Below are 15,032 nucleotides of genomic sequence, written 5' to 3' on the forward strand. Positions count from 1 at the left end.
ACTCTTCGTGGTCAATTGATCGCTTTGCGCAGCGAAATGGGAGTGTGCGTGAAGATCGCGTGCGTCGGCGGCGGACCCGCAGGCCTGTACTTCTCGATCCTGATGAAGCGGCAGGACCCGTCCCACGACATCACCGTCCATGAACGGAACCCGGCGGGATCGACCTACGGCTGGGGCGTCACCTACTGGGCCGAGCTGCTGGACAAGCTCCGCGAGAAGGATCCCGAGACGGCCCGGGCCATCAGCGAGAACTCCGTCACCTGGAACCGCGGCGTCGCCCATGTCCGCGACCGTACGACGGTCCAGCCCGGGGACCGGGGCTTCGGCATCGGCCGGCGCCGCATGCTGGAGCTGCTCGCCGAACGGGCGCGGGAACTGGGCGTCCGCGTCGCGTACGAGGACGGCATCACGGCCGACGATCTGCCGGACGCCGATCTCGTCGTCGCGGGCGACGGGGTCAACAGCACCGTGCGCGAGCGGTACGCCGACCGCTTCGGCAGTGACATCACGCTCGGCCGCAACGCCTACATCTGGCTGGGCACCAGCAAGGTCCACGACGCCTTCACCTTCTCCTTCCAGGAGACCGACCACGGGTGGATCTGGGCCTACGCCTATCCGTTCAGCGACGAGCAGAGCACCTGCGTCATCGAGTGCTCCCCCCGGACGCTCAGCGGCCTGGGCCTGGACCGCCTCGGCGAGGCCGAAGGGCTGGCCCTGCTGGAGAAGCTCTTCGCCGGCATCCTGGACGGACACCCCCTCCTCGGGCGGGCCCAGGACGACGGCACCGCCCAGTGGCTCACCTTCCGCACGCTGACCAACCGTGCCTGGCACCACGGCAACGTCGTCCTGCTGGGCGACGCCGCCCACACCACCCACTACTCCATCGGCGCCGGCACCACCCTGGCCCTGGAGGACGCGATCTGTCTGGCCGAGTCCCTCGGCGCCCACCCGGACACGGAGGCGGCACTCGCCGCCTACGAGGGGCGGCGCAAGTCGGAGCTGCTGCGTCTGCAGAGCGCGGCCCGCCACAGCGCGCAGTGGTACGAGAACATCCACCGGTACATCGACCTGCCCCCGGAACAGATGTTCGCGCTGCTCGGCCAGCGGCACTCCCCGCTGCTGCCCTACGTGCCGCCGCAGCTCTATTACCGTCTCGACCGCGCGGCCGGCCGTCTGGAGGCCCTGCGCCGCCTCAAGCGCTGGCTGGGCCCGAGGCTGGCCCGGTCCTCGCAGGCACGGGCCCTGGCCGACGCCGACCGGTCGTAGCGCACGCGGGCCGGCAGGTGCACGCGCCCCGGCTAGCGCACGCCCTGGGGCCGGAACTGGATGCTGATGCGCGGCCCGACCGCCCGTGTCGACTTCGGGACCGCGTGGTCCCAGGTCCGCTGGCAGGAGCCGCCCATCACGATCAGGTCGCCGTGCCCCTGCGGAAACCGCAGGGTCCGACCGCCTCCGTGCGGCCGCAGGGCGAGGTCGCGGGGGTCGCCCACGGACAGGATGGCCACCATCGTGTCCTCCCGGGCGCCCCGCCCGATCCGGTCACCGTGCCAGGCCACGCTGTCGCGGCCGTCGCGGTAGAAGCACAGCCCCGCCGTGGCGAACGGTTCGCCCAGCTCGGAACCGTAGTGCGCGGACAGCGCCGCCCGGGCCTCGTCCAGGACGGGGTGCGGAAGGGGGTCCTCTGCGCCGAAATGAGCGAGCAGCCGGGGCACGTCCACCACCTGCTCGTACATCTGCCGCCGCTCCGCCTTCCAGGGCACCTCCTCGGCGAGCCGGGTGAAGAGGGCGTCGGCGCCGGTGACCCAGCCGGGCAACAGGTCGATCCAGGCCCCGGCGCCCAGCTCGCGTCGGCGCAGCCCGTCGAGAGGGCCGAGGCGGAGGTCGTCGGACTGGTCGAAGAGGGAGCCCTGGAGGTGCGTGGCCATACGGCCAGCGTACTCCCGGATTCGAAAGAATGTTCGCTAGATGTGCCGGGTCCGTCGAGGCCCGGTCGCGCGAGGGGCTCCCTCGTTCGCCGCACGGTCAGTGCTGCTGGGCCTTCTGCTGCGTCACCTCGCTCGGCCGTACGACCACGAAGCCCTCGCCCTCCAGCTTCAGCTGCACGGCCTCACCGGAGCCGCCCCGGATCATCGAGCCGAAGGACTGCGAGCGGTGCAGCGAGGTGTTCAGATGCGCCGTCCAGCCCACCACCGCGTCCGTGTCGACGAACACGGGCAGCTGCGGGGAGACGGGGATGACCAGCGGATTGCCGTCACACACCAGCCCGAGCCTGCCCTGCCCGGTGAACACGCTGTTGAACAGACCGCCGCCGGTCATGCCGGCGCCCTTCACGGTCTTGATCTCGTAGGACAGCGAGGCGTCGAAGCAGAGCACGTTGCGGCCGTTGACGGTGAACACATCACCCGGCTCGACGTCGACGATGAAACAGTTCTGCGCCTCGTGCGCGAACCATGCCTCGCCCTGGCCGCGCACCGCCATCAGCGGCAGCCCCTCCCCGGTGACCGCGCGCTTGAGCATGCCGCCCACGCCCTGGCCCTTGCGTTCGAACTGCAGGTTCCCCCGGAAGGCGATCATCGCGCCCTGCCGGGCGAGCATCTCGCCGTTGACCGCGTACTTGATGGACTTGGCGTTCTGGACGGTCATCCCGGGCGCGTGGGCCGGCTGCACCATGTTCTCGTGGGAGAAAAGATCACTCTTCATACCGGCATGCTGTCCCGGAGTGTCCGATTCCGCCAAGCGACGCGCGGGGCACGCGAATTGAGGAGCCTGACAACGCCGCGACCGGGGTGGTAGAAGCGGACACATGACCGACAAGACCGCCGGTGTCGACCTCCCGGACCGCCGGGGCCGCACCGGACTCGACCGCACCGGCCGTGACCTGACCGGCAACCCGCGCGTGAAGGTCCGGGACGTGCGACTGCTGTCCAGCCACTGGTACGTGGAGCGCACCACCACCTTCGACTTCCAGCGCGCCGACGGCACCTGGAGCACCCAGGAGCGCGAGACGCACGACCGGGGCAACGGCGCCACCGTCCTCCTCTACGACACCGAGCGCGAAACCGTCCTGCTCACCCGGCAGTTCCGCTACCCGGTGTACGTCAACGGGCACCCCGACGGCATGCTGATCGAGACCCCCGGCGGTCTGCTGGACGAGGAGGACGAGCACCCCGAGGTCGCCGTACGCCGTGAGGTGATCGAGGAGACCGGCCACACCATCGGCGAGGTCCGGCACGTCTTCGACATCTACATGAGCCCCGGCTCGGTGACCGAACGCGTGAGCTTCTACGCCGCCTCGTACGGCCCGTCGACCCGCACCCACGAAGGTGGGGGCCTCGACGAGGAGGGCGAGGACATCGAACTCGTCGAACTGCCCTTCCGCAGGGCCCTGGAGATGATCCGCAGCGGCGAGATCGCCGACGCCAAGACCATCATGCTGCTGCAGTGGGCGGCGCTGGAAGGGCCGTTCGCCGCCGGAGGCGGGGCGTAGGGGGCCTCACGGGTCGAGCGCCTCGGCGGCCTCCGCGGCGACCGCGTCCGCGACGGCCGTCAGCGTGGGCGAGTCGAGCTTCCACTGCTGCCAGAACAGCGGGGTGTCCACGGGCCGCTCCGGCGCCAGGTCGACGAGCCGTCCGGCGGCGAGCAACGGCTCGGCCTGCGCGGCGGGCACCATGCCCCAGCCCATCCCGGCGGCCACGGCGTCGGCGAAACCCTCGGACGTCGGCACGTAGTGCCGGCGCCCCCCGGCCGGGCGGCCGTGCGTCAGCCGGCGGACGAAGACGTTCTGGAAGTCGTCGCGCCGGTCGAAGAACACGACCGGCGCGTCCGTGATCACGTCCCCGAGCGGCACCTCGGATCCGGCGCCGAGCCATCGCTCGGCGAAGCCCGGCGAGGCGCACGGCAGGTACCGCATCCGGCCGAGCGGCCGGACCGAGCACCCGGCCACGGCGTCCGGAGCCGAGGTGACCGCGGCCGTCACCAGGCCCTCGCGCAGCAGCCGGGCCGTGTGCTGCTCGTCCTCGCGCAGCAGTTCGTAGCAGGGGCGCAGTTCCTCCGGCACGCGGGTGAGGGCGGGCAGGAACCAGGTGGCCAGCGAGTCGGCGTTCACCGCGATGGACACCCGTGTGGTCTCGCCGGCGCCGGTCGTGCCGAGCGCGGTGTGCGCGTCGTGTTCGAGGCGGGCCAGCTGGCGCGCGAACCGGACGATCACCTCACCGGACTCGGTCGTCCGCACCGGCTTGGCGCGGACCAGCAGGACCCGGCCGACCCGCTGCTCCAGGGCCTTGACCCGCTGGCTGACCGCCGACGGCGTCACGTGCAGGGCGGCGGCCGCCGCGTCGAACGTACCCTCGTCCACCACCGTGAGGAGGGTGCGCACCAGGTCGACCGGAAGCTGGGACATCACGAACGCTAATGATACGTAAGAATCTTTAGCTGTACGCATGGGTGGTGCGTTTCCTAGCGTCAAGGGTGTGTTCAGCGAAATGACCGCCCTCGCGGCCGGATTCGGCACCGGCCTCTCCCTCATCGTCGCCATCGGCGCCCAGAACGCCTTCGTCCTGCGCCAGGGACTGCACCGCGACGCCGTGCTCCCCGTCGTGGCCATCTGCGCCCTCTCCGACGCGGTGCTCATCGCCCTCGGCGTCGCCGGGGTCGGCGCGGTCGTCGTCGCCTGGCCCGGCGCCCTGAAGGCAGTCGCCCTGGTCGGCGGCGGCTTCCTCCTGGTCTACGGTGCCCTGGCCGCCCGCCGCGTCCTGTGGCCGGGCGACGACGCCCTGCGCGCGGACAGCGGGTCGGCGGGCTCGCGGCGGCGGGCCGTCCTGACCTGCCTGGCCCTGACCTGGCTCAACCCCCACGTCTACCTCGACACCGTGTTCCTGCTCGGCTCCATCGCCTCCGACCGCGGCCCGCTGCGCTGGACCTTCGGCCTCGGCGCCGGCCTCGCCAGCCTCTGCTGGTTCGCCGCGCTCGGCTTCGGCGCCCGCCTGCTCGGCCGTTTCCTGGCCCGCCCGTCGGCCTGGCGGGTCCTCGACGGCCTGGTCGCGGTGACGATGCTCGCGCTCGGCGGGATGCTGATCGCCGGGGCGTGATTCTCCTCGGCGGGGCATGGGGACCGGCCCCGACGTGGCACAGGACTCCTTCCCGGCGGGGCACAGGGGCGACAGCATGTGAGACGGCCGTCCGACGGCCTGTCCCGGCGGCGGTGATCTCCGCGATAGTGGTGCCCGAATCGAAAGATGTATCGAGCATCAGGATGCCCGTGGACACCACCCAGAGCAGCGCCGGCGACGACACCGCACCGGAGGACGACACCCCGGCACCGCCCCGCCGGGGCCGGCGCCGCTGGGCGATGGACACCCGCCCCCTGCGCCGCCCCGCCTACCGGCGCCTGTGGTCCTCCACCATCGTGACGGCCGTCGGCAGCCAGCTGACCGCCGTCGCCGTACCCAAGCAGATCTACGACATCACCGGCTCCTCCGCCTGGGTCGGCTGGGCGAGCCTCGCCGGACTGTTGCCCCTGGTGGTGTTCGCCCTGTGGGGCGGCGCGGTAGCCGACAGCGTGGACCGCCGCACCCTGCTGCTCGTCACCAACACCGGCATCGCCGTCACCTCGGTGCTGTTCTGGGTGCAGGCCGTCACCGGGCTGGAATCGGTGTGGGCGCTGATGGCCCTGCTCGCCCTCCAACAGGCGTTCTTCGGCCTCAACTCACCCGCCCGCAACGCCTCCGTGGCCCGACTGGTCCCCGCCGACGAACTGGCGGCGGCCGCCGCGCTCGGCTCGACCGTGATGCAACTGGGTCTGGTGGCGGGCCCGTTGCTGGCCGGCGCCCTCATCCCGGTCATCGGTCTGGCCGAGTTGTACCTGATCGACGCGCTGGCGCTGTGCGTCACCCTCTGGGCGGTCCACAGGCTGCCCTCCCTGCCTCCGCTGGACACCACGACGACCCGCCGCGCCGGCTGGCGGGAGGTCGTCGCGGGCTTCCGCTACATCGCCCTGCACAAGGTGCTCCTGCTGTCCTTCCTGGCCGACATCATCGCGATGGTCCTCGGCATGCCCCGTGCTCTCTTCCCCCAGCTCGCCGACACCACGTACGCGCCCTACGGCGAAGGTCTCGCGCTCGGCCTGCTGTTCGCCGCCGTCCCTGTCGGCGCGGTGGTCGGCGGTCTGCTGTCGGGCACCTTCTCCCGCTCCCACCGGCACGGACTCATGGTCATCGCGGCCGTCATGGCCTGGGGCGCGGCCGTCACGGGCTTCGGACTCAGCACCAGTCTCTGGTTCGCGGTGCTGTTCCTCGCCGCCGCGGGGGTCGCCGACATGGTCTCCATGATCTTCCGCGGTGCCATCCTGCTGTCCGCCGCCACCGACGAGATGCGCGGCCGGATGCAGGGCGTCTTCACCGTGGTCGTCGCCGGCGGCCCCCGCCTCGCCGACGTCCTGCACGGCACGGCCGGCGCGGCCTTCGGCGCCCGTACGGCCGTGGTCGGCGGCGGCCTGCTCGTCATCGCCTCGATGCTGCTCCTGGCGACCGCGACACCGGCCCTGAGGCGCTACCGGATCTGACCGAACGGCACACCCGTCCATCCGGTGTCGTTCCGTACGCTGGGCAGCCGCACACCCCACAGGCAGGAGTCGCAACGATGCAGTACGTGAAGCTCGGCTCGACCGGTCTGGACGTGTCCCGGATCTGCGTGGGATGCATGAGTTTCGGGCTTCCCGACCGTGGCCCCCACGAGTGGACCCTGGACGAGGAGGCGTCGCGCCCGCTGATCCGGCGGGCGCTGGACGCCGGGATCAACTTCTTCGACACGGCGAACGTCTACTCCGACGGCACCAGCGAGGAGATCGTCGGCCGGGCGCTGGCGGAGTTCGCGCGGCGCGAGGAGATCGTCCTCGCGACCAAGGTGAACGGCGCCATGCACCAGGGCCCCAACGCCCTGGGCCTGTCCCGCAAGGCGATCATGACGGAGATCGACGCCAGCCTGCGGCGCCTCGGCACCGACTACGTGGACCTCTACCAGATCCACCGTTTCGACGCGCGCACCCCGGTGGAGGAGACCATGGAGGCGCTGCACGACGTCGTGAAGGCTGGCAAGGCCCGCTACATCGGGGCCAGTTCGATGTACGCCTGGCAGTTCGCGAAGATGCAGCACACCGCGCGCCTGCACGGCTGGACGCGGTTCGTGTCCATGCAGAACCACTACAACCTCCTCTACCGCGAGGAGGAGCGCGAGATGCTGCCGCTGTGCGAGGACCAGGCCGTCGCCACCCTGCCCTGGAGCCCGCTCGCCCGCGGCCGGCTCACCCGTGACTGGGACACCGTCACCGCACGTGCCGAGAGCGACAATTTCGGCAAGACCCTCTACCAGGAGGGCGACCGCGAGATCGTGGACGCCGTCACCCGGATCGCCGGGGAGCGCGAGGTGCCCCGCGCCCGGGTCGCCCTCGCGTGGCTGCTGAGCCGTCCCACCGTGACGGCGCCCATCGTCGGCGCGACCCGGCCGCACCACCTCGACGACGCCGTCGCCGCGCTCGACGTCACCCTGACGGAGAAGGAGACCGAGGAACTGGAGCGGCCCTACACGCCCCGCGCGATCAGCGGCCACTGAGCCGCGCGGCGCCCGGCTCGTGAGAGGCGGGCGCCCGCCGTACGGGTCTCACAGCCGGGCGTACTCCAGACGCACGGTGGTGGCGAGGCGGGCCAGGGCCTCCTCGGCGCCCTCACGGTCGGTCCGGTCCAGCAGGGCGAGGGCGTCCGCGGCGGCCACCCGGACCCGCTGCGGCACCTCGTCCAGGGCGGCCATGCGGTAGGCGATGGTACGGCGGGCCTCGCGCTCCTCGGAGCTGACGCCGTGCGGCCCGGTACGGGGGAAGACGGCGGCCTCGTAGGCGGTGACATGGATGAGCACGCCGTGCGCGATGCCCTCGGCGTAGCCCCGCTGCCCGGCCTGCCGCTGGGCCAGGGCGAAGTGGGCCATGGCCCGACGCCGCACGATGAGCGAGCCCACCATGCCGACGAGCCCGGCGCACACGGCCGCCCCCAGGGCGACGGGACCGCCGCCGATCAGCGCGCCTATGAGGGCGCCGACCGCCATCAGCAGACAGGTCAGCCCGGTGGTGAGCATGAGCAGGGCACGCGCGGGAGTGAAGGTGGCCATGACGTGCAGTGTCTCAGCCCGGGGCGGCGGGCGGAGCGGGGGCCCGGTGGGGGAGGGGTGGCGCGTACCGTGCCGGCGGCTCGGCCGGCGCCCGGACGGCGGGCGCGCACCGCAGCGGGACCTGGGCAGCGGCTGATGGACCGGCCGCGCCGCGAGCACCGTTTCGAGTGACCGGGGAGCGGCCCTCCCGGCCGGAGCGACCGGGGAGACTGCCGTGTACGAAGCCGCCGGACCACCCCCGTTCCGTCGTCAACTACCCGCCGCCGTACGAAGATCAGGTGTCTGCATAGGGTGGGGCCCGTGAGAACCAGCGACACCGGTGAGGCCGTCGCGTACCAGAGCGCGACCGAGGGGGAGACCGCCGTCCGATGAACCAGATCCTGTTTGCCGGGGCCATCGGCCTGTTCCTGACGCTGATCGGCACACCGCTGCTGATCAAGCTGCTGGCCCGGAAGGGGTACGGGCAGTACATCCGTGACGACGGCCCGCGCGGCCACGCCGGCAAGCGCGGCACCCCCACGATGGGCGGTATCGCCTTCATCCTGGCCACCCTCGTCGCCTATGGCGCGACCAAGGTGATCACCGGGGAGAGCCCGACGTACCCCGGTTTCCTGGTGCTGTTCCTGATGGGGGGCATGGGCCTGGTCGGGTTCCTCGACGACTACATCAAGATCGTGAAGCGGCGTTCGCTGGGACTGCGGGCCGGGGCGAAGATGGCCGGTCAGCTGATCGTGGGCATCGTGTTCGCCCTGCTCGCCATCCGGTTCGCGGACGAGCGGGGCCAGACGCCGGCCTCCCTGAAGGTGTCGTTCGTCACCGACTTCGGCTGGACGATCGGGCCGGTGCTGTTCGTCGTATGGGCTCTGTTCATGATCCTGGCCATGTCGAACGGGGTGAACCTGACCGACGGGCTGGACGGTCTGGCCACCGGGGCGTCGGTGATGGTCTTCGGCGGCTACACCTTCATAGGCCTGTGGCAGTTCCAGAACTCCTGCGCCAACGCCATGGAACTCACCGATCCCGCCTCCTGCATAGAGGTGCGCGATCCGCTCGACCTCGCCGTCGTCGCGGCCGCGCTGATGGGCGCCTGCTTCGGGTTCCTGTGGTGGAACACCTCGCCGGCCAAGATCTTCATGGGGGACACCGGCTCCCTCGCCCTCGGCGGCGCGCTCGCCGGTCTCGCGATCTGCTCCCGCACCGAACTGCTGCTCGCCGTCCTCGGCGGACTGTTCGTCCTGATCACCTTCTCGGTGGTCATCCAGGTCGGTTCGTTCAAGCTGACCGGCAAGCGGGTCTTCCGGATGGCCCCGCTCCAGCACCACTTCGAACTCAAGGGCTGGTCCGAGGTCCTGGTCGTGGTCCGTTTCTGGACCATCCAGGGCATCTGTGTGATCGCCGGGCTCGGCCTGTTCTACACGGCGTGGGCCGCGGGCTGAGAGGGCCGGGCGACGGGTCCGGGGCGTCCGTCGGCGCCCCCGACCCCGCGGGCCAGGAGACCCGGGCCGCCGGCGAATCCGACGAACTCGCCCGTGGCACGCACCTCGACCGCCCCTGGTCCCTACAGTCCGCCGCTCGCCCCCAGTCCGTACCGCACCGCCCGCAGGTGTTCGGCCAGCGGGCCGAGACCGACGTCGTGGCGGCGTTCGTCGACCGTCTCGGGGTGGCGGATGGGGTACGGGAAGAGCGTGCCGGGATTGATGCGGGTGCCGTAGAACTGGGGCTGGCTCAGGGCGACCGCGCAGTGGTCGGCGATGTAGGCGTGGTGGACGGCCGGGCAGCGGCCGTCCGCGACCGCCTCGGCGATCAGATCGCGGCAGCTGAGCTGGAAACCCAGATCCGGCGCGTGCAGCAGGAGCATCAGGGCCGCGGTGGAGGCGGTTTCACCGACCGAGTCGGCGGTGGGCCAGCCGTGGCGGGTGACGATCGCGCGGAGGGCGTCACCGTTGCCGGCGTGGCACTCGGCGATGCGGTCGCGGGCCCGCGCGGTGGGCGCGGACCGGGCCTCGTCGGCCAGCCGCCGTCCGTCCTCGGCCCTGCGGACCAGCTCGGCGGCGAGCACCCGCCCGCGCGGCGGTGGCGCCGCGCCGGACGCGCGTCCGGACGAGGATTCGGACGTGGGGTCCATGGCCGGGGCGCCCCTCATACCGGCTCCCGGACGGCTGACGGGAGCCGCGCCTCGCGGGCCATCAAGGCCGCCTCACCGTGTCCGTCGGGCGTCCCGCCCCGCCGTACCGTGTGTCCTTCGAGCTCCGGCCGGGGGCGGGTGCTGCCGCGGCGGGGATCCGTCGGCCGGGGCACGCCGGCCCTGACTGCCGTCATCGTCTCTCTCCGTCTCCTCGTGCCGCCGGTGCTGTTGTCGCAGACAACAGCACCGAGCGCGGGAAAAGCCAGGTGGTGGAGGGGGTGTGCGGGTGCGGGCGGGTAGTGGCTCGCGCGCCTCAAGCCGCCGCCCCCAGCACCACACGCGACCGGCGTTCGAAGTCCTGTACGAGAGGTTCGTCGCGGCGGGACGCCAGCCGGCCCCGGAAGTCGCGGAGGGCCTGGATGGACCGTTCGCTGTGCACACCGCCGAGCGCTTCGAGCGCGACGGTGGCGGTGGCGATCGCCTCGTCCAGGCGGTTCTGCTGGAGGTGGGCCGTCGCGAGGACGGACCGGCTGATGGCCTGACGCCGGCGGCGGTCCGCGTGGGCACGCACCGACTCGCCGGCCGTGTGCTCGGCCTGCGCGGCGAGGCCCAGGTCGCGGAAGCAGACGGCGGACTCGGCCTGGAGGTAGTGGTGGTCGAGGAACCGCACCCAGGGCGACTCCTGGGCGGCGCCCCGGCTGGCGTCCAGCTGCTTCTCGGCGGCGCGCAACGCCTCGGCGGTCTCGCGGGGGCGGCCCTGCGCGGCGTGTCCGCGAGCGGACATGGCGTGCAGGCGCATCAGGCCGAGCGGGCTGCCGGAGTCCTTGGCGGTGGCCACCCCGGCCCGGGCCAGGGCCACACCCTCGTCGGGGCGGCCCAGGCTGGTCGCCAGATGGGACAGCCCCGCCAGGATCTGTCCGCCGAGCACATGGTCGCGGCCCTCCGCGCAGAGCCTGAGTCCCTGCGTCATGTACCGCTGGGCCAGGCCGTACTCCCCGGCGTCGTACGAGCTCCAGCCGGCCATCGCGGCCAGCCGGGCGGCGGCGGCGAACAGCTCGCGCCGGTGGTGCGGCGGCAGACCGCGCTGCTGGAGCAGCGGGACGACCTCGGTGGTGAGGTACTGCACGACGCTGGTGCGGATGCCGCCGCCCCCGTACTGGTTGTCCATCTCGTCGAACATGCGGAGCATCGCGTGGACCTGTTCCACCGGACCGCCGCCCGACACCGGTGCGAGCCTCGGGGTGTCACGGCTCTCCACCAGCCACAGCAGCCAGGCCCGCTGGGGGTTCGCCAGGGCTCCCGGCACGAAGGGCACCGAGCCCAGCAGGCTGCGCCGGGAGACGTCGGTGGAGCCCAGCTCCGCCAGGGTGTGCAGGGTCTCCGCCACGTTCTCGGTGTAGAGCAGCGCCCGCCCCGTCACCGGCCGTCCCCGGTCGAGCGGGAAGCCGAGGTCGGCCGGGGTGAGCGCGCGGCCCAGCCGCTCGCCGAGGACCGCCGCGATCAACTCCGGTGTGGTGCCCCGTGGTTGCTGGCCCTGGAGCCAGCGGGTGACGGACGCCTTGTCGTAGTTGGTGTCCGCGCCCTGACAGCGGCCCAGGTCGTTGACCCGGAGCGCGAGGGAGGCGTACGAGCAGCCGGCCTCCTTCAGGGCCGCCGCCAGCGGCTTGTTGGGCCCGCCGGCCGCTTTGGCCGGGTTCCTCGGTAATCCGTGTGATCCGTTCGTCACGGCGGCCATCCAGGTTGTCGCATCGAGTCGGCGCGCGGTTCGACCCGTGCCCGCCGTGGCGCCAACTCCTGGGCGGGCCGGAGGAGTTCGAGGACGCTGCCGGTGTGTGTGCGGCAGGTCACTCGGTCACTATGGTGGCCGAACAACACAGCTCGCAACCTGCGTTCTGATAATTTCAGAATGAACCGCGAAGACCTGTCCGTGTCAACGGATCGCGTGGCACACTGCACGCTGTGAATCCCGCCCCGGGAGGTTGCACGTGAGCGAGACCCGCGTCGGAGGGAGCGCTCCCGCGGCGCCCACTGTCCTGCGCATGGTCCTCGGCAAGCGGCTCCGCCAGTTGCGGGAGCAGGCCGGAGTCTCCTTCGACGACGCCGCCCGCGCCATCGAGGTCACCGCGCTGACGGTCCGCCGCATGGAGAAGGCCGAGGTCGGTCTCCGTATCCCCTACGTGAAGGAGCTGCTGCGCACCTACGGGGTCCCGGGCGGCGAGATCGAGGGCTTCCTCGCCCTCGCCCGCGAGGCCAACCAGCCCGGCTGGTGGCACAAGTTCCGTGACGTGCTGCCGGAGTGGTTCAGCGCGTACGTGAGCCTGGAGAGCGAAGCCGCCGTCATCCGTCTCTACGAACCCCAGTACGTCCCCGGTCTGCTGCAGACCCACGACTACGCCGCCGCGCTGATGCGGGTCGGCTTCCCGAACGCGAGCCCCGAGGACGTCGACCGCCGGGTCGCCCTGCGCCTCAGACGCCAGGACCTGCTGGCCAAACCGGAGGCGCCGGCCGTCTGGGCCGTCCTCGACGAGACCGTGCTGCGCCGGCCGGTGGGCGGCCCCGAGGTGATGCGGGCCCAGATCGACCGACTCGTCGAGGCGACGGACCGCCCCAAGGTCCGGATCCAGATCATGCGCTTCGCGGCAGGACCCCACCCGGGGGCGTTCGGCCCCTTCCACTACTTCCGCTTCGGCTTCTCCGAACTCCCCGACATCGTCTACACCGAGGGCCTCGCGGGCGCCCAGTACGTCGACCAGCCCGCGGACGTCGTGACCTATCTGGAGGTACTGGACCGGATGTCCGTGCAGGCGGAACCGGTCGCACGGACCAGGGACATCCTGGCGGAACTACGCAAGGAGTTGTGACCATGGCAACGACACCCGACAGTCCCGTCCACAGCGGTATGCCCGCTCCCGAACTCGGCGTCGAGGGCTGGCGCAAGCCCTGGAGCGGCACGAACGGCGGTTCCTGCGTCGAGGCCAAGCGCCTCCCCGACGGCCGCGTGGCCTTCCGCCAGTCCACCGACCCGGACGGCCCCGCCCTCGTCTACACCCGGGAGGAGATGACGGCGTTCCTGAAGGGCGCCAAGGCCGGCGAAGCCGATTTCCTCATCGCCTGACGCCTGACGGTCTCCGCTCATCGGCTCCCGGCCCACGGGCGGGGTGGCCCGTTCTTCGCTCCGCCGCCGGGGGCGTGCGGGCACTACGGGTTCACAACCGGACAACCCGTGCGCGCACTGCCCCCGTCCGCCGGTCGTGGCCAGACTGAGGGCTCGCCAGGCCGCGCACGGGATCGTGAGGGCGATGCCCGCCGCGCACCACCCGAAGGGAGCGGCATGGTCGTGCCGACGCGTGTTCCCGGCCGAACCCCGCAGGCCGCCGGGGCGGGGCGGGGATGATCCCGCCGTCCGCGCTCACCCGGTACCGGACCCTCGTCGTCGAGGGGCACGTCGGACCAGGCCGGGACCGTCTCGTCGGCGCGCTGGCGGATCTCGGCTTCGAGGTCCGGCGCATGCCGCCCGCCCTGCACCACCTGGACCCGGCCCTGCCGTACCGCGAACTCCTCGACGGGCCCGGCCGGCTGGCCGTCGACGGGAACCTCATCGCGGAACTCGTGCACGGACCTCTGCGCCGGGGCCGCTCCCGGGTGACCTGGATGCAGGCCCTGGACCTCGCGGACGCCGTGGCCGAACGCGACGGCGCCATGCTCCACCTGACCACGGCCGAGGACACGGAGGCCGCCACCGCCTACGCCCGGGTCTTCCGCACCCTCGCCCAGCACGTACCCGTGGTCACCCTCGACACCGGCGAGCCGGGCGGTCCCATCCGTGCACCCGCTGCTCGTTCGTCCCAACTCTCGCAAAACGCCGGACAGTTGACGATAGGTTGACGTACGACCACGCGATGTGAGGCAGGAGACCACCCATGGCAGACAGCCACCCCACCCCCGACCAGGAAGCGCTGTCGAAGATCGACACCACGGTGCCGCACTCGGCCCGCATCTGGAACTACTGGATGGGCGGCAAGGACAACTACGCGGTCGACCGCGAGGCGGGCGACGCCTACCGCCAGATCGCCCCCAACATCGAGACGATGGCCCGCGCCTCCCGTGTGTACCTCATCCGCACGGTCACCTTCGTGGCCCGGGAGCGCGGCATCCGCCAGTTCCTGGACATCGGCACGGGCCTGCCGACGTACGACAACACCCACCAGGTCGCCCAGAAGGCCGCCCCGGAGTCCCGCATCGTCTACGTCGACAACGACCCGCTGGTCCTGCGGCACGCCCAGGCCCTGCTCACCAGCACTCCCGAGGGTGTCACCGACTACGTCGACGCGGACCTGCGCGACCCGGACACCATCCTCGAAGCCGCCGGGAAAATCCTCGACTTCGACAAACCGGTGGCACTGATGCTGATGGGCATCCTCGGCCACATCCAGGACTACGACGAGGCAAAGGACATCGTCCGCCGCCTGCAGGCCGCCCTGCCGCCGGGCAGCTACTTCGTCCACTACGACAGCACCGACACCGACGCCGAGCTCAAGCGCGCCCAGGACGGTTACGACGACACCGGTGCCGTCCCCTACGTGCTGCGCAGCCCCCGGCAGCTGCACGCGTACTACGAGGGCCTGGAGCTGCTGGAGCCCGGCATCGTGTCCTGCCCGTTGTGGCGTCCGGAGCCGGGCACGGACCCGCGGCCCACCGACGTCTACGGGGGAGTGGCCCACAAGGCGTAGCGACGCCGGACCGGCGCGCGGCG

16 protein-coding genes are annotated in these 15,032 nt (G+C 71.8%); 10 read left to right on the top strand and 6 right to left on the bottom strand.

The window, feature by feature from the left end:
• Positions 1-48 precede the first annotated feature (48 nt).
• Positions 49-1,266 carry an FAD-dependent monooxygenase gene (locus tag SCAB_RS40990; RefSeq protein ID WP_013005953.1) on the top strand — a complete coding sequence of 406 codons (1,218 nt, stop codon included), beginning with the start codon at positions 49-51 and terminating at the stop codon, positions 1,264-1,266.
• A 32-nt stretch (positions 1,267-1,298) separates the two neighbouring features.
• Here the strand turns inward: SCAB_RS40990 and SCAB_RS40995 are convergent, their stop codons facing one another.
• Together SCAB_RS40995 and SCAB_RS41000 are read right to left on the bottom strand one after the other, a co-directional pair.
• Positions 1,299-1,925, bottom strand: coding sequence for an alpha-ketoglutarate-dependent dioxygenase AlkB (locus SCAB_RS40995; RefSeq protein ID WP_013005954.1), 627 nt, complete (start codon positions 1,923-1,925; stop codon positions 1,299-1,301).
• Positions 1,926-2,022: 97 nt separating this feature from the next.
• Positions 2,023-2,700, bottom strand: a complete 678-nt coding sequence (locus SCAB_RS41000) for an AIM24 family protein (protein WP_013005955.1) — start codon at positions 2,698-2,700, stop codon at positions 2,023-2,025.
• 103 nt (positions 2,701-2,803) lie between these two features.
• Here SCAB_RS41000 and SCAB_RS41005 point away from each other — a divergent pair, with 103 nt between their 5' ends.
• Positions 2,804-3,487 carry an NUDIX domain-containing protein gene (locus SCAB_RS41005; protein WP_013005956.1) on the top strand — a complete coding sequence of 228 codons (684 nt, stop codon included), beginning with the start codon at positions 2,804-2,806 and terminating at the stop codon, positions 3,485-3,487.
• A gap of 6 nt (positions 3,488-3,493) precedes the next feature.
• Here the strand turns inward: SCAB_RS41005 and SCAB_RS41010 are convergent, their stop codons facing one another.
• The gene (locus tag SCAB_RS41010) at positions 3,494-4,402 is read right to left on the bottom strand and encodes a LysR family transcriptional regulator ArgP (RefSeq protein WP_013005957.1); all 909 of its coding nucleotides are present in this window, start codon (positions 4,400-4,402) and stop codon (positions 3,494-3,496) included.
• 79 nt (positions 4,403-4,481) lie between these two features.
• Between SCAB_RS41010 and SCAB_RS41015 the strand changes: the two genes are divergently transcribed.
• The 3 genes from SCAB_RS41015 to SCAB_RS41025 all read left to right on the top strand — a co-directional run bounded on the left by SCAB_RS41015 (position 4,482) and on the right by SCAB_RS41025 (position 7,605).
• Positions 4,482-5,087: a LysE/ArgO family amino acid transporter gene (locus SCAB_RS41015; protein WP_013005958.1), complete on the top strand. Its 606-nt coding sequence runs from the start codon at positions 4,482-4,484 to the stop codon at positions 5,085-5,087.
• Positions 5,088-5,251: 164 nt separating this feature from the next.
• On the top strand, positions 5,252-6,559 hold the full coding sequence (locus tag SCAB_RS41020; RefSeq protein WP_086022915.1) for an MFS transporter: 1,308 nt from the start codon (positions 5,252-5,254) through the stop codon (positions 6,557-6,559).
• Between the two features lie 77 nt (positions 6,560-6,636).
• Complete coding sequence (locus tag SCAB_RS41025; RefSeq protein WP_013005960.1) at positions 6,637-7,605, top strand: aldo/keto reductase; 969 nt, start codon at positions 6,637-6,639, stop codon at positions 7,603-7,605.
• A 48-nt stretch (positions 7,606-7,653) separates the two neighbouring features.
• On the opposite strand, the gene SCAB_RS41030 is transcribed toward SCAB_RS41025, so the two are convergent.
• Positions 7,654-8,154 (bottom strand): hypothetical protein, encoded by a 501-nt coding sequence (locus SCAB_RS41030; protein WP_041670190.1) that lies wholly within the window; start codon positions 8,152-8,154, stop codon positions 7,654-7,656.
• A gap of 368 nt (positions 8,155-8,522) precedes the next feature.
• On the opposite strand from SCAB_RS41030, the gene mraY reads away from it, so the two are divergent.
• Entirely contained in the window at positions 8,523-9,590 is a 1,068-nt protein-coding gene (gene mraY / locus SCAB_RS41035) for a phospho-N-acetylmuramoyl-pentapeptide-transferase (RefSeq protein ID WP_013005962.1), read from the top strand.
• 122 nt (positions 9,591-9,712) lie between these two features.
• Here mraY and SCAB_RS41040 read toward each other — a convergent pair whose 3' ends face one another.
• Both SCAB_RS41040 and SCAB_RS41045 read right to left on the bottom strand, forming a co-directional pair.
• Positions 9,713-10,279 carry a DUF6624 domain-containing protein gene (locus tag SCAB_RS41040; RefSeq protein WP_106437474.1) on the bottom strand — a complete coding sequence of 189 codons (567 nt, stop codon included), beginning with the start codon at positions 10,277-10,279 and terminating at the stop codon, positions 9,713-9,715.
• Positions 10,280-10,592: 313 nt separating this feature from the next.
• Positions 10,593-12,014 (bottom strand): tetratricopeptide repeat protein, encoded by a 1,422-nt coding sequence (locus tag SCAB_RS41045; protein WP_013005964.1) that lies wholly within the window; start codon positions 12,012-12,014, stop codon positions 10,593-10,595.
• Between the two features lie 304 nt (positions 12,015-12,318).
• On the opposite strand from SCAB_RS41045, the gene SCAB_RS41050 reads away from it, so the two are divergent.
• The 4 genes from SCAB_RS41050 (at position 12,319) to SCAB_RS41065 (ending at position 15,009) form a co-directional block, all read left to right on the top strand.
• Positions 12,319-13,140: a helix-turn-helix domain-containing protein gene (locus SCAB_RS41050; protein ID WP_013005965.1), complete on the top strand. Its 822-nt coding sequence runs from the start codon at positions 12,319-12,321 to the stop codon at positions 13,138-13,140.
• 2 nt (positions 13,141-13,142) lie between these two features.
• The gene (locus tag SCAB_RS41055) at positions 13,143-13,394 is read left to right on the top strand and encodes a DUF397 domain-containing protein (RefSeq protein ID WP_037728796.1); all 252 of its coding nucleotides are present in this window, start codon (positions 13,143-13,145) and stop codon (positions 13,392-13,394) included.
• 275 nt (positions 13,395-13,669) lie between these two features.
• Positions 13,670-14,164: a hypothetical protein gene (locus SCAB_RS41060; protein ID WP_013005967.1), complete on the top strand. Its 495-nt coding sequence runs from the start codon at positions 13,670-13,672 to the stop codon at positions 14,162-14,164.
• 35 nt (positions 14,165-14,199) lie between these two features.
• A complete protein-coding gene (locus SCAB_RS41065) occupies positions 14,200-15,009 on the top strand; it encodes an SAM-dependent methyltransferase (protein WP_013005968.1) in 810 nt (269 codons plus the stop codon).
• Positions 15,010-15,032 lie beyond the last annotated feature (23 nt).

This window comes from Streptomyces scabiei 87.22 (assembly GCF_000091305.1).
Taxonomy (GTDB): domain Bacteria; phylum Actinomycetota; class Actinomycetes; order Streptomycetales; family Streptomycetaceae; genus Streptomyces; species Streptomyces scabiei.